Origin of the sequence: Pseudomonas sp. ADAK18 (assembly GCF_012935695.1) — a bacterium.
Classification (GTDB): domain Bacteria; phylum Pseudomonadota; class Gammaproteobacteria; order Pseudomonadales; family Pseudomonadaceae; genus Aquipseudomonas.
The window spans coordinates 334,226-357,980 of record NZ_CP052859.1 but is presented as its reverse complement, the minus strand read 5'-3'; the positions used below and the strand labels follow the sequence as shown (position 1 = coordinate 357,980).

21 protein-coding genes are annotated in these 23,755 nt (G+C 57.8%); 9 read left to right on the top strand and 12 right to left on the bottom strand.

Annotated elements, in window-relative coordinates; translation table 11 throughout:
* The first annotated feature begins 56 nt into the window (after positions 1 to 56).
* From HKK55_RS01595 to HKK55_RS01575, 5 genes are all read left to right on the top strand, one after another.
* Positions 57 to 1,307 carry an aspartate aminotransferase family protein gene (locus HKK55_RS01595; RefSeq protein WP_169353059.1) on the top strand — a complete coding sequence of 417 codons (1,251 nt, stop codon included), beginning with the start codon at positions 57 to 59 and terminating at the stop codon, positions 1,305 to 1,307.
* Positions 1,308 to 1,444: 137 nt separating this feature from the next.
* Positions 1,445 to 2,419: an amino acid ABC transporter permease gene (locus HKK55_RS01590; protein WP_169353058.1), complete on the top strand. Its 975-nt coding sequence runs from the start codon at positions 1,445 to 1,447 to the stop codon at positions 2,417 to 2,419.
* Between the two features lie 51 nt (positions 2,420 to 2,470).
* Positions 2,471 to 3,199 carry an amino acid ABC transporter ATP-binding protein gene (locus HKK55_RS01585; protein ID WP_169357764.1) on the top strand — a complete coding sequence of 243 codons (729 nt, stop codon included), beginning with the start codon at positions 2,471 to 2,473 and terminating at the stop codon, positions 3,197 to 3,199.
* A gap of 42 nt (positions 3,200 to 3,241) precedes the next feature.
* Entirely contained in the window at positions 3,242 to 4,072 is an 831-nt protein-coding gene (locus HKK55_RS01580; protein ID WP_178128825.1) for a transporter substrate-binding domain-containing protein, read from the top strand.
* Positions 4,073 to 4,290: 218 nt separating this feature from the next.
* The gene (locus tag HKK55_RS01575; RefSeq protein ID WP_169357763.1) at positions 4,291 to 5,574 is read left to right on the top strand and encodes an FAD-binding oxidoreductase; all 1,284 of its coding nucleotides are present in this window, start codon (positions 4,291 to 4,293) and stop codon (positions 5,572 to 5,574) included.
* A gap of 98 nt (positions 5,575 to 5,672) precedes the next feature.
* Here the strand turns inward: HKK55_RS01575 and HKK55_RS01570 are convergent, their stop codons facing one another.
* On the bottom strand, positions 5,673 to 7,697 hold the full coding sequence (locus tag HKK55_RS01570) for a c-type cytochrome (protein WP_169353056.1): 2,025 nt from the start codon (positions 7,695 to 7,697) through the stop codon (positions 5,673 to 5,675).
* Between the two features lie 212 nt (positions 7,698 to 7,909).
* On the opposite strand from HKK55_RS01570, the gene HKK55_RS01565 reads away from it, so the two are divergent.
* Positions 7,910 to 8,434 (top strand): GNAT family N-acetyltransferase, encoded by a 525-nt coding sequence (locus HKK55_RS01565; RefSeq protein ID WP_169353055.1) that lies wholly within the window; start codon positions 7,910 to 7,912, stop codon positions 8,432 to 8,434.
* 73 nt (positions 8,435 to 8,507) lie between these two features.
* Entirely contained in the window at positions 8,508 to 9,206 is a 699-nt protein-coding gene (locus HKK55_RS01560; RefSeq protein ID WP_169353054.1) for a hypothetical protein, read from the top strand.
* A gap of 175 nt (positions 9,207 to 9,381) precedes the next feature.
* On the opposite strand, the gene HKK55_RS01555 is transcribed toward HKK55_RS01560, so the two are convergent.
* The 4 genes from HKK55_RS01555 to glyA all read right to left on the bottom strand — a co-directional run bounded on the left by HKK55_RS01555 (position 9,382) and on the right by glyA (position 14,563).
* Positions 9,382 to 10,824 carry a cytochrome c gene (locus HKK55_RS01555; RefSeq protein WP_169353053.1) on the bottom strand — a complete coding sequence of 481 codons (1,443 nt, stop codon included), beginning with the start codon at positions 10,822 to 10,824 and terminating at the stop codon, positions 9,382 to 9,384.
* A gap of 3 nt (positions 10,825 to 10,827) precedes the next feature.
* Positions 10,828 to 12,417 (bottom strand): GMC family oxidoreductase, encoded by a 1,590-nt coding sequence (locus HKK55_RS01550; protein WP_169353052.1) that lies wholly within the window; start codon positions 12,415 to 12,417, stop codon positions 10,828 to 10,830.
* 14 nt (positions 12,418 to 12,431) lie between these two features.
* Complete coding sequence (locus HKK55_RS01545; protein ID WP_169353051.1) at positions 12,432 to 12,968, bottom strand: sugar dehydrogenase complex small subunit; 537 nt, start codon at positions 12,966 to 12,968, stop codon at positions 12,432 to 12,434.
* A 239-nt stretch (positions 12,969 to 13,207) separates the two neighbouring features.
* Entirely contained in the window at positions 13,208 to 14,563 is a 1,356-nt protein-coding gene (gene glyA, locus HKK55_RS01540) for a serine hydroxymethyltransferase (RefSeq protein ID WP_169353050.1), read from the bottom strand.
* A 441-nt stretch (positions 14,564 to 15,004) separates the two neighbouring features.
* On the opposite strand from glyA, the gene HKK55_RS01535 reads away from it, so the two are divergent.
* Complete coding sequence (locus HKK55_RS01535; RefSeq protein WP_169353049.1) at positions 15,005 to 15,607, top strand: helix-turn-helix transcriptional regulator; 603 nt, start codon at positions 15,005 to 15,007, stop codon at positions 15,605 to 15,607.
* Entirely contained in the window at positions 15,594 to 16,490 is an 897-nt protein-coding gene (locus HKK55_RS01530; protein WP_169353048.1) for a queuosine precursor transporter, read from the top strand. The genes HKK55_RS01535 and HKK55_RS01530 overlap by 14 nt, the downstream gene beginning before the upstream one ends.
* Positions 16,491 to 16,543: 53 nt before the next feature.
* Here HKK55_RS01530 and queC read toward each other — a convergent pair whose 3' ends face one another.
* From queC to cyoA, 7 genes are all read right to left on the bottom strand, one after another.
* Positions 16,544 to 17,236 (bottom strand): 7-cyano-7-deazaguanine synthase QueC, encoded by a 693-nt coding sequence (gene queC / locus HKK55_RS01525; protein WP_169353047.1) that lies wholly within the window; start codon positions 17,234 to 17,236, stop codon positions 16,544 to 16,546.
* A 329-nt stretch (positions 17,237 to 17,565) separates the two neighbouring features.
* Positions 17,566 to 18,591, bottom strand: a complete 1,026-nt coding sequence (locus HKK55_RS01520) for an IS110 family transposase (protein WP_169353046.1) — start codon at positions 18,589 to 18,591, stop codon at positions 17,566 to 17,568.
* A 120-nt stretch (positions 18,592 to 18,711) separates the two neighbouring features.
* Positions 18,712 to 19,599: a heme o synthase gene (gene cyoE, locus HKK55_RS01515; RefSeq protein WP_169353045.1), complete on the bottom strand. Its 888-nt coding sequence runs from the start codon at positions 19,597 to 19,599 to the stop codon at positions 18,712 to 18,714.
* Between the two features lie 11 nt (positions 19,600 to 19,610).
* Positions 19,611 to 19,946, bottom strand: coding sequence for a cytochrome o ubiquinol oxidase subunit IV (gene cyoD, locus HKK55_RS01510; protein ID WP_003216374.1), 336 nt, complete (start codon positions 19,944 to 19,946; stop codon positions 19,611 to 19,613).
* Entirely contained in the window at positions 19,946 to 20,572 is a 627-nt protein-coding gene (locus HKK55_RS01505; RefSeq protein WP_169353044.1) for a cytochrome o ubiquinol oxidase subunit III, read from the bottom strand. The genes cyoD and HKK55_RS01505 overlap by 1 nt, the downstream gene beginning before the upstream one ends.
* Before the next feature lie 3 nt (positions 20,573 to 20,575).
* Positions 20,576 to 22,594, bottom strand: a complete 2,019-nt coding sequence (gene cyoB, locus HKK55_RS01500) for a cytochrome o ubiquinol oxidase subunit I (protein WP_169353043.1) — start codon at positions 22,592 to 22,594, stop codon at positions 20,576 to 20,578.
* 3 nt (positions 22,595 to 22,597) lie between these two features.
* A complete protein-coding gene (cyoA, locus tag HKK55_RS01495) occupies positions 22,598 to 23,539 on the bottom strand; it encodes a ubiquinol oxidase subunit II (RefSeq protein ID WP_169357762.1) in 942 nt (313 codons plus the stop codon).
* Between the last annotated feature and the right edge of the window lie 216 nt (positions 23,540 to 23,755).

Sequence of the window (23,755 nt, the reverse complement as noted above, 5' to 3'; positions counted from 1 at the left end):
GCAGCGCAGCTCACGGCTTAGATAAAAAGAAGTACCCACTTGCGAGTCCGAGAGCCATGAGCCGCGAAACCATCAGCCAGTCGATTTCCATCGTCCACCCCATCAGCCTCAGCCACGGCAAAAACGCTGAAGTCTGGGACACCACCGGCAAACGCTACATCGACTTTGTCGGCGGCATCGGCGTGCTCAACCTCGGCCACTGTCACCCACGTATCGTCGAGGCGATTCGCGAGCAGGCGACAAAACTCACCCACTACGCCTTCAACGCTGCGCCCCACGCGCCCTATATCGAGCTGATGGACCGCCTCACGGCCTTCATCCCGGTGGATTACCCGGTCAGCGGCATGCTCACCAACAGCGGCGCGGAGGCGGCGGAAAACGCCTTGAAAATCGTCCGTGGCGCCACCGGCCGCACCGCAGTCATCGCCTTCGACGGCGCCTTCCACGGCCGCACGTTGGCCACGCTGAACCTCAACGGCAAGGTCGCGCCCTACAAGCAAAAAGTCGGTGTGCTGCCGGGCCCGGTGTATCACCTGCCCTTCCCCAGCAAGGACAACGGCGTGACGTGCAGCGAGGCGTTGAAGGCCATGGAACGGCTGTTCAGCGTGGAAATCGATGTGGATGACGTTGCCTGCTTCATCATCGAACCGGTACAGGGCGAAGGCGGTTTCCTGGCCCTCGACGTGGAGTTCGCACAAGCCCTACGGCGATTGTGCGATGACAAAAAGATCCTGCTGATCGCCGATGAAATCCAGTCCGGTTTCGGCCGCACCGGCCAGCGCTTTGCCTTCTCACGCTTGGGCATCGAACCGGACCTGATCCTGCTGGGCAAAAGCATTGCCGGCGGTGTGCCACTGGGAGCGGTGGTGGGTCGCAAGTTGTTGCTCGACACCTTGCCCAAGGGCGGCCTGGGCGGCACCTATTCCGGCAACCCGATAGCCTGCGCGGCGGCGCTGGCTACCCTTGATGTCATGACGGATGAACACCTTCAAAGCTGGGGCACGCAGCAGGAAGAAGCGATCGTTGGCCGCTACGAGTCGTGGCGAGCCAAACAGCTTTCACCGTATCTGGGCCGCTTGACCGGCGTCGGCGCCATGCGCGGCATTGAGTTGGTCAACGTCGATGGAACACCTGCATCCAAACAACTGACCCAACTGCTGAGCCTGGCGCGGGATGCCGGTTTGCTGCTGATGCCCAGCGGTAAATCCCGCCACATCATCCGCCTGCTCGCGCCGTTGACCATCGAGCCCGCTGTGCTGGAGGAAGGCCTGGATATTCTTGAAGCCTGCCTGGCTGCACTGGATTGAACCGCTAAACCCAGGATGACCTCAGGGACTGACATAACGAATTATGGTCGCTTGTCGTGGGCAATTTTGCCCGGCAATACTGGCCGATATCCCCTCTACCCGACGAGATCAGTACCCCTGACAAGCCAGAGGCATTCATGTATCACGACAATATAATTTATAAAAAGAAGTCCAATGATCCTCGGTTCCTGCTCGGCGTAGCTGTGGTTTTATTTCTCGGCGCATACCTGATGAACCTGGGTAACAGCGCCCTGAGTCACGCCCTGCAGCCCCTGCTGGGCAACGCGCCAGACAGTTTGACGGCGCGCAACATCGCCATCGGCCTGGGCATTGCCGTGCTCGGCACACTCAACTTTCATGTTCTGGGGCGCCTGAAGCTCAAGGTGCAGACGACCGTGGTCTGGGTCGAGCTGCTGATGCTGTTCCTGGCGTTCTTCGACACTTTCAACCTCTCTTACAGCTTCATCCTCGACAAGGTGGGCTTCCTGATCATCCAGGGCGCGGCCACCACGCTGTATATCTCGGCCATCGCCATCGTGCTGGCTTTCGTCCTGGCGCTCATCGGCGCGGTGGCCAAACTGTCGAACAACGGTGTAGCCAACGCGCTGGCCTCGTTCTACACCTCGTTCTTTCGCGGTGTGCCATTGCTGATCCAGATCTACCTGATTTACCTGGGTCTGCCACAACTGGGCTACGTGGTCGACGCGGTGCCAGCCGGCATCCTCGCCTTGTCGCTGTGCTACGGCGCCTACATGACCGAGATTTTTCGCGCAGGCATCCAGAGCATTCCAGTGGGCCAGTGGGAAGCCTCCCGGGCCCTGGGCATCAGCCCGTTCAAGACCTTGAGCCGAGTGATCATGCCCCAGGCCTTGCGGGTGATCATCCCGCCCACCGGTAACCAGTTCATCGCCATGCTCAAGGACAGCTCCCTGGTCTCGGTGATCGGTGTCTGGGAGTTGATGTACCTGGCCAAAACTCAGGGCCGCGCCGACTTCCGTCACCTGGAAATGCTGATCACCGCCGCAATGATTTACTGGGCGATGTCCTTCATTCTCGAACGGGTGCAGGCGCGGATCGAAAAACGGGTCAACCGATCCACGGCAAGGGGCTGAACCATGACCACTCAGATTCATCTCACCGAGCGCGCGACCCTCGCCCCATCGATGATTGCCATCACTGGCCTGAACAAGTGGTATGGCAATTTCCATGCGCTGCGTGACGTCGACCTGAACGTTGCCAGCGGCGAAATACTGGTGGTGTGCGGCCCGTCGGGCTCGGGTAAATCCACAATGATTCGCTGCATCAATCACCTGGAAAACTTTCAGAAGGGCCATATCCAGGTCAACGGCATCACCCTCACCAGCGAAGCGGAAAGCGTCAGCGCAGTGCGCCGGGAAATCGGCATGGTGTTCCAGAGCTTCAACCTGTTCCCCCACCTCAGCGTCCTGGACAACCTGACCCTGGCCCCGCAACTGGTGCAAGGCGCGTCCTCGGCCGAGGCGAAAAAACGCGCCCAGGTTTACCTCGAACGCGTGCGCATTGCCGAACACGCCCACAAGTATCCTTCCCAATTGTCGGGCGGCCAACAACAGCGAGTCGCGATTGCCCGGGCGCTGTGTATGAACCCCAAGGTCATGCTGTTCGACGAGCCCACCTCAGCCCTGGACCCGGAGATGGTGCATGAAGTGCTGGAAGTGATGGGCGAGTTGGCCACCGACGGTATGACCATGATCTGCGTGACCCACGAGATGGGGTTCGCCAGCAAGGTCGCCGACCGTGTGCTGTTCATGGATCAGGGCCAAGTCATCGAACAAGCCACCCCCGCCGAGTTTTTCAACAACCCCCAGACCGAGCGCGCGCAGAAATTCCTCTCGCAAATCATCGGTCACTGAGTGCCGCTTTACCCATAACAATAACCAGACGTGGAGATGGACATGCTCAGTAAACAACGTGCAATCACCTTGGCAGCAACCCTGTCACTGCTGTTCGTCGGCACAGCCAACGCCGGTGCCGTCCTGGACAAGATCCAGAGCAGCAAACAAATGACCGTGGCGACGTCGGCGATCTGGCCGCCCCAGGGCTTTATCAACGACAAGAATGAAATCGACGGCTTCGACATCGACGTCTCCAAAGAGATCGCCAAGCGATTGGGGGTGGAGGTCAAGTTCATTACACCGGACTGGGACGTGATCACCGCCGGCAAGTGGAATGGGCGTTGGGACATGTCCGTGGGTTCCATGACGGCGACTAAAAGCCGTGCGCGAATTCTCGATTTCCCGGCCACTTACTACTACGTGCCCTATGTGTTCGCGGTGCACAACACGTCCACCGTCACCGACCGCCAGGCCCTCAATGGCAAGACCATTGGCGTGGAAGGCGGCACGACTTCCGAGGATTGCCTGAATCAGGCCCTGGCCATCGAAACCAGCGACATTCCACCGGCCTCATGTGACGTCAAAGCCGGCAAACTGAAGACTTACGCCGGCTCCCTGGCGCCCCTCGATGATCTGCGCCTGGGGGATGGCGTGCGCCTGGACGCGATCCTCACCCAGCGCAGCACCCTGGAAGCGGCGATCAAGAAAAACTACCCGCTCAAGGCGATCGATGGCGTGGTGTTCTACGAACCGTTGGCCATTGCCACCGACAAAGGCGACGCGGAACTCAAGGCCAAACTCGCCGAAATCGTCGGCGCCATGCATGACGATGGCACGCTGACCAAACTGTCGACCAAGTGGTATGGCGTGGACTACTCAACCGTCAAATAGCACTGCACACAACCATTGGCCGACGAACCCCCTGTGGCGAGCGGGCTTGCCCGCGTTGGGCTGCGTAGCAGCCCTGAAACCTGCCACGGAACGCTGTCTGAACAACGCGTTGTTCTTACTGGGACCGCTTCGCGGTCCAACGCGGGCAAGCCCGCTCGCCACAGGGATCCGTGTTCACGAAAATAGCGGCAGATACCTCTGTACTGAGATTTGAAGGAATAACCATGCCCACCACCTGGTACTCACAAACCTCACTCCCGCGCACACCGCGCCCCAGCCTGAGCACCGACGAAACCTGCGACGTGTGCATTATCGGCGCCGGTATCGCCGGCCTCACGGCGGCGCTGGAGCTGACCCGGCGCGGCAAACGGGTGATCGTCCTCGACGCCCATCAGATTGCCTGGGGTGCTTCCGGGCGCAATGGTGGGGTGGTCTCGCCGGGCTGGGCCGAAGGTTCAGGCGCCATCCGCAAAAAACTCGGGCTGGAACACGCCCAGGCCTTGTTCAAGCTGTCGGCCGAAGGCGTCGAGATCGTGCGGCATAACATCACCGATCTGGCGCTCCCCGGTTGTGATCCCGCACCCGCCACGATTCGGGTCAAGCGCTACGACGACAGCGCCAGCGTGAAAAACCATATCGAAAGCATGCGCCAGAACTTCGGCTATGAGCTCAACTACCTCGACACTCGCCAGGTGCGCGAGCGGGCCCACACCCAACGTTATTACCAGGGCATCGAAGACCCCAACGCACTGCATTTCCACCCACTGAATTATTGCCTGGGCCTGGCCCAGGCGATCGAAGCCGCTGGTGGGCGGATTTTCGAACAGTCGAAAATGCTCGCCTGGCATCGCGATGGTAATGACCGCATTGTCCAGACCGCCGACGGCACGGTGTGTTGCAAAGACCTGGTGTTTTGCGCCGGTGGCTACGGCGGTGCGGAGTTGCAAAAACTCAGCCACGCCTACCTGCCCATCGCCACCTATGTGGTGCTGACGGAACACTTGGGCGATGGCATCAAAAACGTCCTCGACTCCAACGCCGCCTTCTCCGACGACCGCCGCGCCTCAGACTATTACCGCGTCGTGGAAGGCGACCGACTGCTGTGGGGCGGACGCATCACCACCCACAACGAACAGGACGAACAAGCCCTGGCAGCCATGCTCAAGGCCGATATGGTCGCGGTGTACCCACAACTGGCCCCGGTGAAAATTGAACTCGCCTGGTCCGGTCTGATGGGCTACGCGACCCACAAAATGCCCAACCTGGGACTGCTGGAACCGGGCGTGTGGGCCTGCACCTCGTTTGGCGGGCATGGCCTGAACACCGGGTCCATCGGTGGCAGGGTGATCGCCGAAGCCGTCTGCGGCGAGACCCGCAGGTATGAGCTATTCAAGCCCTACCTGCTGCCGTGGAATGGCGGGCCGTTCGGGCTGGTCGCGGCGAATGCCATCTATCGCTCGCTGAAAGTGATGGACTTTGTGCAGGAGCGGTTGCGGTCTTAGTTTTGTGACCAATACCGATCAATTAAGAGCGAACACTGACCTGTGGCGAGGGGGCTTGTCCCCTCGCCACAGGTCAGTGTTCGCTCTTCAAATATGGCTTAGTACCGCGCATCCAACGGCCTGCCGCCGTTCGGCCAGTCCTTCACCTTGTCCGGGAAGTCCGGGCGCGGTTGGCCGGAAAAGTAAGCCGCGACGTCCACCGCTTCCTGGTCCGACAAACCACCCTGCCCCAACGGGAATTTCTCGTGGAAGCCAATCGGCATGTTGCGTTTGACGAAGGCTGCAGCCGTGTAAGTGCGGGCCATGCCAGCGCCGATATTGAAGGACTGTTCGCCCCATAGCGGCGGATAAACCAGGCTGCCATCGACACGGGTCAGGCCCTCGCCGTTGTTGCCGTGGCACACCGCACACTGCTTGGCGTACACCTGCTTGCCATTGGCCAAGTCAGGTTTGATCGCTGGATCGATCTTGCCCACGCCACGCCCGGCAACCTTGTCTTCGGGTTTAGTGTTCATTTGCATCCAGTCGAAATACGCGACCATCGCCTGCATGTCCGCCGATTGCGGCAGCAACGGCTTGCCGTTCATGGAGCGCCGGAAACAACCGTTGATCCGCTCCTCCAGGCTCACCACCTTGCCCGCACGCGGCGCATAGCTGGGGAAAAACGCCGAGACACCAACAAAGGGCGAACCGTCCGCCACGGTACCCGCGTTCAAATGGCAACTGGTGCAGTTCAGTGAGTTGCCGACGTTGTCCGGCAGCAGTTCTTTGGTTTGCAGGTGCAGGCGCATACCGCGCACTACTTGGTCGGCATTCGGTGCCGCGAGCAAGTTGGCCAGTCGCGGGGTTTCAAAGGCCGATGAGTCGGTGCTGACCGGGTTGAGCTGGTCGCGCAGCTTCTTGACCTGCGCGGCGCTGACAGGTGTGCCTTCATTGCCCCAGCTGGTGCGGACAAAACTGAGAATTTCGGCGATTTCCTGATCAACCAATCGGGCAAAACCCGGCATGGTGTAGACCCGTGGGTGGGTCGCCGTTTCTGCTGTTTCCCAACCGGTAAGGGTGATGTGCAACAGCGAGGTCGGGTTGTTCGAAGCAACACTCGGGTTACCGGCCAGAGGCGGAAACAGACCTTTCACGCCACCGCCGTCGCTGCGGTGACAGTCGCTGCAAAACTGCATGTAACCCAGGCCGCCGCGACGGGTGAACAAATCCTTGGGTAGCGCTGCGGGTGCCTGCGCCACAGCGGGCATCGGCAAGTCGTCTTTGCCTGCCGGCAAGGATTTCAGGTAGGTGGCAATGGCGGTCAAATCGCCGTCGGTGAAGTGTTGGGTGCTGTGGTGAATCACATCGGCCATGTTGCCGGACACCGTGGCAAATCGGTTTTGCCCGGTCTTAAGCAACTGCACAGTGTCTTCCACCGTCCACAGGTTGCGCAGGCTCAGCGCACGCCAATGTTCGACGGTTTCCCCGGCCAGGTAGTGCTGGCCGCCGCGCCCGGCATCGCTCATGGCTTTTTCCTGGAAGGCAATGCCGCGTGGTGTGTGGCACGAGCCGCAATGCCCCAGGCCCTGGACCAGGTAAGCGCCACGATTGAGCACTTCATCCCGGGCCGGATCCGGCGCAAACGGCTGCTTGTCGAGAAACGCAAAATTCCACAACGCCAGGCCCCAGCGCTGGTTGAACGGGAAGCCCATGTCCGCTTCCAGATTGGCCTGGCGCACCGGCTCCACGCCCTGCATCAGGTAGGCGAACAAGGCACGCATGTCGGCTTCGCTCATCTTGGCGTAGGACGGGTACGGCATCGCCGGGTACAGATTGCCCCCCGCCGGCGTCACGCCTTCACGCATGACCCGGTCGAATTGTTTGAAGCTGTATTGACCGATTCCGCTGTCACGGTCCGGGGTGATGTTGCTGGAGAAGATCGTGCCCATCGGCGTCTTCAGCTCCAGCCCGCCGGCCATCACCGGGCCCTCCTTGGCGGTGTGACAGGCAATGCAGTCGCCCAGTTGCGCAACGTATTGGCCGTGCTCGATCAGGCGGGTATCGGGTTCGTTGGCGTGCAGAGGAGGCGCCAACAACAGCGTCGCCCCCATCAGGGCCAGACGTGACAGGCAAAGGGCCATCGCATTATTCCTTTAATAACCTGGCCTGGAGTGGTCCCCTCGGCGCAGGTCTGCAATCGTTGTTATGAGGTCATCAGGCGGATAACCGGGGCAAGGTCAGCCCCGGCTTCGTTGTAGCGGATTCTCGGCAACGGCCAATTGACATGGGTCAGCGCTCTTTACGACAACGTTGATTGACGGCATAACAACCGTTCCCACATTAAGGACTGCCCATGTCTCAAGGATTGACGTACCGCCAGGCCACCGAGGCCGACCTACTGACCCTGTGCGAGCTGGGACAGCCATTGAACCGTCTGCATCACCAGGCCCGCCCGGATATCTACACCGCGGCCACAGAGCACGTAGGTCGCGACCAATCCCATTGGTTGCCCAGCCTGACCAATACCCACCAGGCGGCCTTTATCGCTGAACAGCATGGCGTGGGTATCGGCTTCATCACCTTGCAGCTCTTCGACCCCAGCAGTCCGCTGATGCAACCGCTGCGCGCCTGCCGGATTGGCTCGGTGTGCGTGCTGGAAGCGCAGCGCGGCCAAGGTATTGGCCGGGCACTGATGGGCATTGCCCAGCGCTGGGCGATCGAACAGGGGGCTGGGGATTTGCGGCTCACGGTCTGGTCCTTCAATGAGCCGGCGCAACGGCTGTACCAGGAAATGGGCTATGAAATACGCGCCTTCGAGATGGGTAAGCGCCTTGATCAAGAAGATGACTCACCCAATGAAGGCAGAGTGCTGCCTTGACCTGATCCGTCTCCCCGCTGAAAATGCCCGACGCTTTTCCCGTCTCCCCGTTTAACGAAGTAGTGAAATTTCAATGTCTGATGCCCGTATCGAAGAACCCGTAGACACCTTGCAGTCCAAAGCTGAATACGAAAACGCCATCAACCTTTCACAACACGTGCCGGCGGCCAAGAGCATCAGTGAAATGGTGCTGGACGCGTTCCACACCTCCAAGGAAAGCGACCAGATCCGCGAACTGCGCCTCGCTATCCGCCAAGCCCACGACGCCTTCGACGACGACAAGGCCTACGACCTGATGGGCCAGCTCAAGCAGCTCAAGGACGCCGAAGCCGCCGACAATGCCGCCCTGGAAGACCTGAACAGCAAGTTCTCCATCAGCCGCATCCTGTCCAGCTTCAAGGACGACCCCGAGTTCCAGGAGCTGGTCTACGGCCTGGCCCTCAAGGTGCTGAACCAGACTCACCAGGCCATCAGCAACCCGAGTGCCGGCAAAGGCAAGGCGGCCCGGGCCAAGAAGGAAGTCGAAGTGTTCGCCATCAGCAAGGACGGCATCAGCGTTACCCTGCCCATGCGCTCGCCGCGCTCCAAGCCGAATGTCGACCGCGAAGCGTTTGAGTTCCTCGGCTTCAGCTTTGTCGGTGAAGGTGATGAAGCGGAACTGGAAGTCGAGACCTTTGTGGATAACGCCGGTAACGAGCAGCCGCTGACCCGCAAAAGCATCGTGACGGCGTTGCAACAGCAGACCGCGTTTGACGGCTACAGCATCGCGTAGGCGCTAGGTTGCGATGCGTCAGGCACCGCATGGCGCCTGACGCTGCCTCGCTAAAGCTCAACAGCTGCTACGGGCTGGTGTGCTTGCCGGGTGAGGTTCAAGACGGTATCTACGCAAAGTTCGAGTCATAAAAAAGCCCCGAGCTTCTCACGAAGGCGGGGCTTTTTTGTGGCGGTTACTTTGAATGCAGCCGACGATTCAAAGCAATGCGCTTGGCCTCCAGCGCCCGCACCTGTGCGCGGCGACGCCGCCACACCACCAGCACAACAATCAGCAGCAACACCAACAACCCGCCACCCCACAGCAGATACGGCATGGCCGTGATCAACAGTGGCGCGTCCCCGCCGCGACGCATACTGGCCACGTCTGCCGGGCTGACACTCAGTGCCGGATTACCGAAGGTTTGCAGGCTGTAGTTGGCAATGGCGGCAATTTGCGCGTCATTCAGATCGCCACCCAACGCTGGCATGCTGACAGCCGCATCGGCGCCCTCGCGGTCGATCCCGGCAATGATTGCCATCACCAGGTTGTTGGCCTGGTTGCCGTTCAGCGCGCTGTTGAGGCTCAGGGACGGATAAAACGCATCCGAGGTGCCCTGCCCATCGCGACCATGGCAACTGGAGCACGCCGAGTTGTAGAGGCGCGCGCCATCGGTGCCACTGGCGTCGGCCAGTGAGGCTTGATCACCCTGGCCGGTTTCCAGGGTGCTCATGTCCACCGGCTTGACCTCACGCACCACCCGCTCGGCCTGCTGCGGATCGCGGATCGGCGGGACCTTCTGCAGGTACGCAGCCATGGCATGCAGATCACTGTTACTGAGGTGACGGAAGCTGTTTTCCACCGCCTCGGCCATGCCACCGGCGGCTTGAGCCTTGTCAGTGAGGTGACCGTTTTTCAGGAAGTCGACCAGGTCGTCCTCGCTCCAGTCTCCCAGGCCGCTGACCTTGTCCGAGGTGATGTTGGGCGCAACCCAGCCGCCCAGTTTCGCCCCGGCCAGGTACTGGCTGTTGTCCTCGGCCATCAATACGTTGCGCGGCGTATGACAGGCACCACAGTGCGCCAGATTGTCCACCAGGTATTGGCCACGGTTGACCTGTTCGCTGGCGCCCGGCTTGGGCACAAAGCCCTGGCTGTCGAGGAACACCAGATTCCAGCCGAACATCAATTGGCGGATGTTAAAGGGGAACGCCAACTTCGTTTCCGGCACCGGCTGGTCCACCGGTTTGACGCCCTGTTGCAGGTACACGTACAGCGCGTGGATGTCCTGATCGCTCATGCCCTGATAGGACGTATACGGCATCGCCGGGTACAGGTGCTGGCCCTTGGCGTTGATGCCCTTACGCAAGGCATCCGCCAGTTGCTGCTCGGTGTAGTCGCCGATGCCATAGGCTTTGGAGGGCGTGATATTGCTGGAGATGATCTTGCCCATGGGCGAGTCGATCACATAGCCGCCGGCCATTTCCGGCCCGCCGTTTTCAGCGGTGCGGTGACAGGCCACACAATCCCCAGCCCGTGCGACATAAGCCCCTTGCTCGATCAGCGCCGCATTGTCTTCGCTGGCGAAGGCCGGCAGCGAGGCCGCCAACAGCGCCAGCAATGGAAATTTCAGTAATCCCATGACCTAAACCTCCCGCGCAATGATGTCGGCCATACGGATACTCAACGCCACACCCGCGAGGGTCGGGTTGATGGTGCCGGACGCCGGAATCACTCCGGTGGTGGCGAGGAACAAGTTGCCGTGGTCGTGGGTGCGGCACTCGTGGTTGACCACCGAGTCCTTGGGATCGGTGCCCATGATTACCGTGCCCATCAGGTGGTCGCGGTTCTGGTAGCCGGTGTTGTCTTCCACCACTGTGCCGCCCATCAGGCGCACAAAGTGGGCGTAATCTTCATCGACGTCTGCCTTGGCGGCCTTGACGTAATCCCCCACTTCGTAATTGACCACCAGCATCGGAATACCAAGGGCGTCCTTGCGGGTGCGGCTCGGGCGTACGGTGTTGGTGGGCAGCGGCAGGGTTTCGTAGACGGTGGACACATCGACCCAGCGTGCCGCGTCGTGGCGGATGCGCTCGTCCAGTTCCTTGCCGTAGACGCCCTCGGCGATCAGCCGTTTGGCCACGGCAATGTTGGGCACGTTGTTGGAGATAGAGTGTTTGACCGAGGCTCGTTCCTTGCGGAACTCACCGTCGCGGCGGTTGAAGATCCCGCCCTGCTGCACTGCGCCGCGCCCCGGCCACAAGGGCTCGTCGGCGAGAAACTGCAGGCCCATGCCAGTGTGGTCCATCAGGTTGCGCCCGACCTGATCGGAGGAGTTGGCCACCTCGGAAATCAGCAGCAACTTGGGGGTTTCCAGGCCATGGGCGGCGACCACGAAATACTTGGCCGTGAGTCGCACATCGGCACCGGTGGAACTGCGGTAATGGACCGCGACGATCTTGTCGTCCGCACCCTTTTCCAGTTTGTAGGCAGTGGCGTCGGTGAGCAGCTTGGCACCGGCCTGTTCAGCATGACGAGCGTGGACATCGCCGCTGTACATCGCACCGATGGGGCACACCGGCATGCAGTTGTTATTGCCACTGCACGCTGGGCGACCGTCGTACGGTTCGGTGGCGCGGCCGTTGGGCTCATGAATGAAGTGATAACCGGCCGGTGCCATTCGCTCTCGCAGCCGCTGGAACAGGTAGGTATCGCCTTCCGGTGCCATCGGATAAGGAGCCGAGCGCGGTGGGAAAGCGCTGCCGCCCTGCCCGCTCTGGTCCTGGGTGTCGCTGCCACACACACCCAGGGCAATTTCCGCCCTGACGTAATAGGGTTCCAGATCGCTGTACTCCAGCGGCCAGTCACGACCGACGCCATACAACGTCTTCAACTTCATATCGTTAGGCAAATAACGCCAGCAGGCCGCCGCCCAGTGCCAGGTAGTGCCGCCCACCAGTTTCAACATGCCGGGGCGAAACTCGAAAGAACCGGTGTTCTCAATATATTGCTCATCATAAGAATGATGAGCCCACGGTTCATTGGGATACGGTGAGTTGTAATTGCTCTTGTTTGACGAATTACGGAAGTTCTCGACGATCTTCCAGCGGGGAATATGCTCACCCGCTTCCAGAATAATCACTGACTTGCCGTGTTTGGCCAATTCAAAAGCGGCATTACTGCCTAAAGCGCCGGAGCCAACCACAATGACATCGGCGTCATAATCCTGATTCATAAAGGTGCCTTGTCTTAGTCGTTGGCCAGCGTGGCCGGAGGATCAACCCAGTAATTGGTTTTTCCACGGGAATAGGTCGGGATCACCGTGGCATCACGGGTTGGCTCATAGGCCAACGCCCCGGTAAAGGTCACCAGCCGCGTGTTGTCCGTGGCACGCCAGGAAACCGGAGTGCCGGTGTAGCCCAGGTACCAGGCCGAAACGATTTTTTGCACGGTGTCTTTAACCACTGGATCGCGATAGATCGGGCTGCCGGACAATTGGCTGACGCTGCGCAAGTGCTGCTGGCCGACCTTGCTCCACAGCGCTTTCATCTTGTCCGGGAACTGGGGATCGTTCTGCGTGCACTGGGCCAGGATCCGCAGGGACAAGGTGGCATCGACGGTCTGGCGTTCGGTGAGGAACATCGATAACTGACGGAAGGATTCAACATCGTCACTGGCTGCGCTGCGAACATCCTGCGCCAGCGCAGAGCCCGCCCACAAAGGGGCGAACAGGCCGGCGCCGGTCAAGGCTGCACCTGAATAAAGAAGTTTTCTTCTGGTAATCACGGGGGTATCTCCACATGAGTCGAGCAATGATCGGTAGAGAGACCAATGTCGACTTCACTGTAAAAGGCTGAGTACTTCGTTCACTGAAGTTGATCGGACTTTAAGAGCCCTTTTATAACTGCCTGGAGAACATCAAGCTGCCGGACAGCTTGCTTATAATAAGAATGAGAAGTAAGACGAGCATGTATGACAGTTGCTGAACCACCCTACAGCAATTCATCCTGTAATCACATGAAACATCAACGTTCCATATAGTCGGCGATGGGATACATCGCGCACAACGCTTCGGCCTCTAACCGCAATTGTGCCTGTACGGCGGGCTCCAGGGTGTACTCCTGCTCGCCGAGCGGCGTCACCTCGTCCAATATCCGGCAAACCAAATCGACAACTCGGCGACATCCCGCAGGGTCGATGAAACGTTGCGCCATGGAGCCGGTGCCGATACACAACCCACTGGTGACGAATGACGATCGGGTCTCGCCCGGTACTCGATTTTTATTCACGGTGATGCCGCAGCACTCCAGTGCCGACTCCGCGATGGCGCCGGTGATACCTCCACGCAATCGAATCAGAACCGTGTGGTTTTCACTGCACCCTCCTACGACCTCGTAGTCATAGGCCTGAAACGCACCGGCCAGCACATCCGCCGTGGTCCGAATCCGTCCCATCCAAGCGTCGAACGCTGGGGACATGGCGTAACCCAGCGCAGCGGCCTTTGCCGCAATCATGTTGACGGCTGGCGCGCCCTGCATCCGGGGGAACACGGCTTGGTCAAGCACGCGGCTGAAGGTCGACTTCAGGCCGGGAACCTTTGTATTGGCATCGCGGCCGGAAAGGATCAGGCCTCCGCGAGGGCCCGCGAGTTGCTTGTGCGTGCACGTCGTCGTGACGTGTGCTGCGTCGATCGGGCTCGGATGTCGCCCAGTGGCAACCAGTCCGGCGATATGTGAAATGTCAGCGAGCAGAATCGCCCCGGATTCATCGGCAATCGCGCGAAACCGCCCGAAATCTATGACCCGTGAGTAAGCCGTAGCACCGCAGATGATGATGCGCGGGCGATGAGCGAGCGCCAGTGTGCGCACTTGGTCGTAATCGATGAGGCCGTCAGATGTCGTGCCGTATCGGATCGCCTTGTAGTAGGCGCCCGTAAATGCGACGGGCCCGCCATGGGTAAGGTGCCCGCCGTGATCGTGGGCCATTCCCAGCAGCGTATCACCAGGCTCAAGCAGGGCAGCGAGTACTTGGGCATTGGCGTTCGATGCCGAGTGTGATTGCACACCTGCGTATTGGGCGCCGAACAGCTCACGGGCTCTTCGGATGGCCAGAGACTCAACCAGATCGACGTTCTCGCAACCTGCGTGATAGCGCCGGCCTGGCGTGCCCTCCGCCGTGACGTTGACCAACGCTGAGGCGGATGCCGCCAGGGTTCTAGGCGTGACTGCGCAGGAAGACGAGACCAGTGACAGTGTGCGGTGCTGGCGCGTGACTTCTGCGTCCAGGATTCCCGCCAACTCGGCGTCTTCTGCTCGCAGGTCCGCCATGCCTCGTCGCAGCAGGTCAGCCTGGTTCTTCAGTGGTTCAGTATTGGCTGCCATTTTCTGTGCCCCTTCCTTGGTGATTGCGTGCTACGAACGACCGCACGCTTTCCTGGGTTTCACGTTCGTGTGTGCGTATGAAGCCTTGGTGCAGACTGCACCCTACGCAGGGCAATTAAACAGAAAATTAAACACTTTCCAAATAAAATGATGCTTTCTGCCTGATCAAGGGATTTACGATCACTGGCAGGCCGGCAGTTTTCCATGGGTTGGCGCGGGCCGTTCACCCAGGGACGCCATGACGGCGAGTACCCGGGCCTTTATTCTTATAGCGGGTGCATGCAACACTTCCGTCTGCGGTGCCTCCTGAAACGCAAACCCGAATCGGACTTCCCCACGATTTGATCGCCCAGATTTGCGTCGAGCATTGAATGCCCCTCCAGGGTGCGAGCGCTGTAAAAACTCGACGTGTCACGACTATAAGGAAATGGTGGGCATTTGATGCACAAAAGAGAAAGAACCGAGTACTTGAAGAGCAACATTAAGTACTTGATAAAAAGTCGCGGAGAGACGCAGCTGTCTTTGTGCAATTCCAGCGGCCTGACCAGAACCACTATCTATAACATTCTGGAAGGCAAAGTAGTCAATGTACAACAGTCGACCATTCGCAAAATTTCTGATTTTTTTGGAGTGTCTTACTCGGAGATAGAAACCGTCGACTTTGAAGAGAAAGAGATAATCGAAGGCAGTATTTCCCTGCAAGGCAATATGAACCCGGCGGCCGTCCCGATCATCAAAGAAAGCTTGGTTATTTCAAGCATGGACAAACGAATTGGCGAGCTGGCTACCCTTTACCCGCTGACCTACTACTTCGGCACATCCTACAATTTGATCGCGGTACTTTTAGAGAACGAAATCAGCGGAGTAAACGAGCCCGGCGACCTGTTGATCATACAAAAAGGCGCGTCGAGTGACGACAAGGAAAAGCTGGTGTACGACAGAATAACAAAAAGACTGTTTATCACGAATGACGCGTGGGTTAGCTCAGAGCGCATGTGTGTCGTCGGCGATATCATTGAGGAGAGATTTAATGACGGCGTATGAAGGTGACATCGAAAACAGCAAATACAAACTGCTGGGATTCGAAAATGACAAGAGTTTGGCCGTCATCATGATCATCGCCACCGGCAAGATAATCAGGATAAAACTGAGCGAAGTAGTAAACAGTGAAATAATGGACAATTTAAATAAAACGGAAATTAAGAACTTGTATAAGAAACTCTATTCTCAAGGCGAAACACTGACTGCCTACGATATAAATGACCGGCATGAAAACTCATGGATGATTTATATCATCCTGAACCTGCTGCTTTTTACATTTTATATTTTTACCAGTATTGCCGCGACAAAGCCCATTTATCTGGAATCGCTCGATATCATTGTGACTCCGGGCACCTTTCTCTACCCCCTGACATTCCTGATCGTTGATTTGCTGAACGAGCAGTTCGGGCTGAGGCTGGCGAGAAGGGCCATCCTGTTTGCGTTTGCCAGCAACGCTATGATTATCATCCTGCTCTATGGCTCGACCTTCCTCCCCGGCTTGCCCGGCTGGAAGCTCGACGGCCCCTATAACGACGTGATCGTTCAAGTCTCGTCGGTGTTGATCGCATCCTCGGTTTCGTTTCTTGTTTCAGAAAATATAAACTCGTACCTGCTGTGCAAAATCAAGGAACTGACCAATTCCAGGTACCTGTTTTTACGCATATTCCTGAGCACATTGTTTGCGGTCATTATCGACAGCTTCCTGTTTTGCTTCATCGCCTTCTACGGCGCCATGCAAACCAGTGACATCCTCAACATGATTTATGTGCAGATCGCGATAAAAGTCTGCTTTGCCTTTTTCAATATCCTGCCTGCCTACGGCGCCCGTTCACTGTTCAAACGGTATATAACGGGCGACAGCCAAGCCCAACAACAAGCCACCTGATCATTTTCAAGCCAATGGGTTCAATAACATAAACCCATTGGCAGCCGACTCTATCAGGCCAGTTTATTTTTCAAGCTGCGCATGACTTCTGTTTTATTTTCCAGATATTCGTTCAAGCCTTTAGCGCGAAGATTACAAGCATCGCAGTTGCCACAGCCACTGCCGATAATGCCGTTGTAGCAGGTCAGCGTCTGATCACGAATCAAGTCCAGCTGGTTGTGGTAATCAGCCAACGCCCATGTCTCTGCCTTGTTCAGCCACATCAGCGGTGTTTCAAGGCGCACGTTATATTCCATGCCCAGTTGAAGGGCTTTATTCAGCGCTTTGACAAACTCATCCCGGCAATCCGGGTAGCCAGAGAAGTCGGTTTCACACACACCGGTGATGACCGTCTCAGCCTGTACTTGGTAGGCATAAATAGACGCCAGGGTTAAAAACAGAATGTTTCTTCCCGGCACAAAAGTACTTGGCAGACTTTCGCCTGAACTGTTCACAGTCGGCACCGGAATGTTATCGCGGGTCAGGCTGCTGATCGCCAACTCGTTCAACAAGGAGGTATCCAGTACTTTATGCACGGTTGCCCCAAGTTGTTTTGAGAGCTTCTGTGCGACTTCAATTTCAGCGATATGGCGTTGGCCATAATCAAACGTAATACAGTGCACTTCATCGTACAGAGGCAGCGCCTGGATCAAGCAGGTCGTTGAATCCTGTCCGCCACTGAAAACGATAACGGCTTTTTTCTTCATCTTTCTGCTTCCTGCATTAATAGGGGTCATTTCAACATTTTAAACGGCCCACGGCAGCGCACTCAATAAAAAATCTATGGTCACCCCCATTTTTGCAATACTGATTAACGGGTGGTGTGGTTGGCTTGCTTAAATCTATCCGGCGTCTGTTTGGGGCATGCCCCAGCGCCACGATGAGAGTCGCGCCTGACGATCCTTAAAAACCCGTCGGCTTCTGAAGCCGATTTTTATGTCAGGATCTTCGCCAGGCCGGTGTGCCGTTCACATCATCTGTTGTTCAGCTATCGCAAAACCTGAAGGTGAATCGTGGTACTGCAACAACCGCGGGGTCAGGCGTTCAAGGCGTCTGGCCCTGCTTCATATTGCGTATGGTGAGCGGCTATCGCCCAAGCGATACGCGCCAGTTTGTTAGCCAGGGCACAGGCCACGACATTCGAATGTCGTCGACTTAGCAATGAGCGCACCCAATCGGCCAAGGCGCCTTTTTGGTGCTCCAGATTTTGCATATAGACCCTGGAACACTGCACCAACAGTTGTCGCAGGTGCTTGTCACCACGCTTGCTGATTCCCAGCAAGTTGGCCTTGCCACCGGTGCTGTACTGTCTGGGCACCAAGCCCACTGAGGCGGCAAAGTCCCGACTGCATCGGTACTGCTTGCCGTCGCCCATTTCTACAGCCAGCAGGCTGGCGGTGATCGGGCCGACACATGGAAGACTCAGCAAACGACTGCCCAGATCATCGTCGGCCAGTTGGCCCGCCAGCTCTTTGTCCAAGACCTTGATTTGCTCATCCAGGTAGGCAAAGTGGTCGTGCAGGCGTTGCAACAATATCGTCAGACGAACGGGTAATTCATGCTCGGCCAAGGCGCTCGCCAGACGCTTCATGATGGCCAACCCTTTGGGCAGACTGATCCCAAACTCCAGCAGGAAACCGTGCATCTGATTAGCCGTTTTGGTGCGGTCATGCACCAGCGATTCGCGCATCCGGTGTAGCACGGACAGGGTTTGCTGGGATTCGGTTTTAGGCGTGACGAAGCGCATAGATGGGCGCGAAGCGGCTTCGCAGATTGCCTCAGCGTCGACAAAGTCGTTTTTATTGCCCTTGACGAAGGGCTTAACGAACTGCGGAGAAATCAGCTTGGCCGTGTGCCCCATTGCCGCCAACTGACGAGCAACATAGTGCGACCCCGCACAGGCCTCCATCACCACGATACAGCTCGGCGAGTTGCCGAAAAACTGCATCATTTGCGTCCGTGAGCATTTTTTGCGAAACACCTCACAGCCCGACTTATCCTGGCCGTGCAGGTGGAAAGTATGTTTGCCGAGATCGATACCGATCAGTGCTGACTCGCTCATGATGATGGCCTCCGAAAACAAAACACCCCGTGAAAGCGTAGCCCTCACAGGGTGTTGGGGGTGACCATCTCATTAACCCGCGCTTCTCTCGAAGGCGGGGCTTTTTGACTGCGTTACCACTCAGTGTGCGTAGGTCACCAGCAGTTCACTCGGCACCCGAAAATCCAGGGACATCATCACGCTCAAGGCGGTGATGGTGAAGATCGAGAACACGAACAGCTTGCGCGCCCAGACGGTGTCATCCACCGCCTTGTAGCCGGTCCAGGCCATGTACAACCAGTACATGCCCATGGCAGCCGCGACGGCGAGGTAGCTCATGCCAGCGTAGCCACTGAAGGTCAACATCAAGGTCGCCACGAGGAAGGCCAGGATGTAGAGCAGGATGTGTTTCTTCGCGACCTGGATACCGCGCTTGACCGGCAATACCGGAATCGAAGCCGCCAGGTAGTCGTTGAAACGGAAGATCGCGATGGCGTAAGAGTGCGGCATCTGCCACAGGCTGAACATCACCAGTAGCACCAGCGCGGCCATGTCGAAGCTATTGGTCACAGCCACATAACCAATCACCGGCGGCATCGCCCCCGACAGACTGCCCACCAGCGTGCCGTGAACCGACTTGCGCTTGAGGTACAGGCTGTAGAGGCCGACGTAGATGACAAAGCCGATCACGGCAAACAGCGCCGCCAACGGATTGGCCACCTTGTACAACAACACTACACCGGCAACACCCAGGACGGTCGCGAAGATCAGTGCCAGCTTCAGGGAGATAAGGCCCTGGACCAGCACACGATTCTTGGTGCGCTCCATCTTGATGTCGATGTCGCGGTCGATGCAGTTGTTGAACACGCAACCGGAAGCTACCACCAGGGACGTGCCAATCATCGCGGCCAGGAAAATGGCCAGATCGACATGTCCCTTGGAGGCCAGGAAGAAGCCGCCTGCCACAGAAAGCACGTTACCGAAAATGATCCCCGGTTTGGTGATTTGGATAAAGTGCTTAAGCGACATCGGGTCTTACCTCACTTCGCCATCATGAACGTATGGATGCTGAACATGATCCATACCGACAGGCCAACCAGCAGGAGGATTACCAAACCTGCGAACACGAACGCAATCACGTTATCGCGCTGAGCCTTCGAACGGTCCAGGTGCAGGAAGTACACCAGGTGAACCAGAACCTGAATCACCGCGAACGCCAGAACGATCATCAAGGTGATCGATTTCGGCAAGGTCGGGTACATCACCAGGCCGAACGGGATCAGCGTCAGGATGACCGACAGGATGAAGCCAATGGCGTACGACTTAACGCTGCCGTGACTATCATCATGGCTGTCATGGGAATGTGCATTAGCCATTACAGAGTCCCCATCAGGTAGACAACGGTGAAGACGCAGATCCAGACCACGTCCAGGAAGTGCCAGAACAGGCTCAGGCAGCTCAGGCGAGTCTTGTTGGTGTTGGTCAGGCCATGCTTGTTGACCTGATACATCATCACCGCCATCCACAGCAGACCGGCGGATACGTGCAGGCCGTGGGTACCTACCAGCGTGAAGAACGCCGACAGGAAGCCAGAGCGGTGCGGGCCGTAGCCTTCGGAGATCAGCAGGTGGAACTCGTTGACCTCCATGCCGATGAAGCCCAGGCCCAGCAGGAAGGTCAGCGCCAACCAGCTCAGGACGCCTTTCTTGTTGCCCTTGTAGAAGGCCAACATGGCGAAGCCGTAGGTGATCGAGCTGAACAACAGCAAGGCGGTTTCGCCGAGCACGTAAGGCAGTTCGAAGATGTCGTGGCCCGAGGGGCCACCCGCTACGTTGTTTACCAGTACCGCGTACACCGCGAAGATCGACGCAAACAAGATGCAGTCGGTCATCAGGTAGAGCCAGAAACCGAAGACGGTCATTGGCCCCGAGTCGTGGTGATGGTCATCGTGCCCATGGTCATCGACATGGGCGTGTCCAGCATTGGTCACTAAGTTCGACATGGTTTAAGCCTGTTCCAACGAGGTTTCAACACGGTTGGCCGGGATCTTCTTCTCGGCAACCAGGCGAGCGTGTTGCTCGGCTTCGATGCGTTCGATCACGTCGACCGGCACCATGTAGCCTTGGTCATCACGGGCAGCGTGAACGATGAAGTAGCCGATGGTGCCCACCAGGCTCACGATGGCCAGCCACCAGATGTGCCAGATCATCGCGAAACCGAACACGGTCAACAGCGCGCCCATCACAACGCCAGTGGCGGTGTTGTTTGGCATGTGGATCGGTTCGTAGTGAGCCGGCTTCTGGTACGCAGTACCGTCTTCCTTGGCTTCAGTGAACGGATCGATGCTGTTGGCTTTCGGCAACACAGCGAAGTTGTAGAACGGAGGTGGCGAGGAGGTCGACCATTCCAGGGTGTGTGCATTCCATGGGTCGCCGGAGTCACAGGCGTTCAGCTTGCGATCACGCACGCTGACATACAGCTGGATCAACTGGCAGGCGATACCGACAGCGATCATCACCGCACCGAACATGGCGACGTACAGGTACGGCACCCACTCAGGGTTGGTGGTGGCGTTCAGACGACGGGTCATGCCCATGAAGCCCAAAGCGTAGAGCGGCATGAAGGCGACGAAGAAGCCCGAGATCCAGAACCAGAATGCAGCCTTGCCCCAACCTTCGTGCAGCTTGAAGCCGAACGCTTTCGGGAAGTAGAAGCTGAAGCCTGCGATGTAGCCGAATACCGCGCCGCCGATGATCACGTTGTGGAAGTGAGCGATCACGAACAGGCTGTTGTGCAGTACGAAGTCAGCACCCGGGATGGCCAGCAGTACGCCGGTCATGCCGCCGATGGCGAAGGTCACCATGAAGCCCAGGGTCCAGAGAACCTGGCTGGTGATGCGCAAACGACCGTGGTAAATGGTGAATAGCCAGTTAAATAGCTTCACCCCCGTCGGGATCGAAATCAGCATCGTCGCCAGTCCGAAGAACGCGTTGACGCTGGCCCCCGAACCCATGGTGAAGAAGTGGTGCAGCCAAACCATGAAGCCCAGTACCGAGATCGCGCCCGAGGCGTAGATCATCGAGTGGTGACCGAACAGGCGCTTGCCGGAGAAGGTCGAGATCACTTCAGAGAAAATACCGAACGCTGGCAGGATCAGGATGTACACCTCAGGGTGACCCCATGCCCAGAACAGGTTCACGTACATCATTGGATTGCCACCAAGTTCATTGGTGAAAATGTGGAAATCCAGGTAACGGTCAAGCGACAGCAACGCCATGGTTGCAGCCAGAATCGGGAACGAAGCGACGATCAGTACGTTGGCCCAGGTGCAGGTCCAAGTGAAGATCGGCATGTCCATCAGCTTCATGCCAGGGGTACGCATTTTCAAGACGGTGGCCAGGAAGTTGACCCCCGTCAATGTCGTCCCGAGTCCTGATAGCTGTAGCGCCCAGATGTAGTAGTCCACACCCACGCCCGGACTGTAAGCCAGGCCCGACAGCGGCGGATACGCAACCCAACCGGTCTTGGCGAATTCGCCGACGCCCAGGGACAGGTTGATCAGCACAACGCCGGAAACCAGCAGCCAGAAGCTCAGGGAGTTAAGGAACGGGAACGCAACGTCACGTGCACCGATCTGCAGCGGCAAGGCAAGGTTCATCAGGCCGGTGAAGAAAGGCATCGCCATGAAGATGATCATGATCACACCGTGGGCGGTGAAGATCTGGTCATAGTGTTCAGGGGGCAGGTAGCCAGGCGAACCCTCGGTGGCCATGGCCAACTGGGTACGCATCATGATGGCGTCGGCAAAACCACGCAGCAGCATGACCATGGCAACGATGACGTACATGACGCCGATTTTCTTGTGGTCGACCGAAGTCAGCCACTCAGTCCACAGGTAGGTCCACTTCTTGAAGTAGGTGATACCCGCGACCAGCGCCAGACCACCGAGTGCGATCATGGCGATAGTCACCATCACAATCGGCTCGTGGAACGGGACCGCTTCCCAACTTAATTTACCAAACATCGTTTACTCCTCTGCCCCAGCAGCTGAATTCGAGCCCGTGTCAGAACCTTCAACCGCGGCCACTTCTTTCTTCTCGTGCTCGATCGGCTTGCCTGGCTTCATACCTTCGTACTTGTCGACGATTTTCTGAAACAGGTCCGGCTCGTACGTGGAGTACAGGGCGACTGGGTTGTTTTGGCTTGGTTTGGCCAGGGCTTCGTATTCAGCTTGATCAAGCTGTTTAGGTGCGGCCTTGACTTCGGCTACCCAGGCGTTGAAGTCTTCCTGGCTCGTCGAGATCGCTTTGAATTTCATGCCGGTGAAGCCAGCACCGCTGTAGTTGGCGGAGATGCCTTCCATTTCAGCTTTCTCGTTCGCGATCAGGTGCAGGCGGGTCTGCATGCCTGCCATCGCGTAGATCTGGCCGCCGAGAGCAGGGATGAAGAACGAGTTCATCACGGCATCGGAGGTGATCCGGAAGTTAAGCGGGGTGTTCTCCGGGAACCGGATCTGGTTCACAGTGGCAATACCCAGGTCCGGGTAGATAAACAGCCACTTCCAGTCCAGAGCGACCACTTCGATGTTGATCGGCTTGACGTCGGAGTCCAGCGGACGGTAAGGGTCCAGCTCGTGGGTCGACTTATAGGTGATGTAACCCAGGGCGATGATGATGAGAATCGGGACCAGCCACACCGCGATTTCGATCTTGGTGGAGTGCGACCACTTCGGCGCGTACGTCGCGCTGGTGTTGGAGGCACGGTATTTCCAGGCGAACGCGAACGTCATGATGATCACGGGCACCACGACCAACAGCATCAGCAGGGTGGCGGTGATGATCAGGTTTCGTTGATCCAGACCGACCTGGCCTTTTGGGTCCAGCAAGGTCCACTTGCAGCCTCCCAGCATTAAAAACATGCCGAGCAGCGGCAAAAAGCCTAGTAATCGGGGGTACCTGTTTTTACTCATCTCACGACCTCTAAAGCAGCTTGCGCAATGCAGTTGGGTTTTGATCGCCAACACTTCACCCTGCCAAGGGTTGGCATTTCTCTTCGATTGAATAAGGGCCCGCTCGTCACGCTATGCGCGATCGACACGTCCGGGTTAGCGGTGAGTTCTTATTCGAATTCGTGGGTCAAAGGCCTTGTTACAGACCAATTCCATTTGGTGCGGATAATTGAAGGC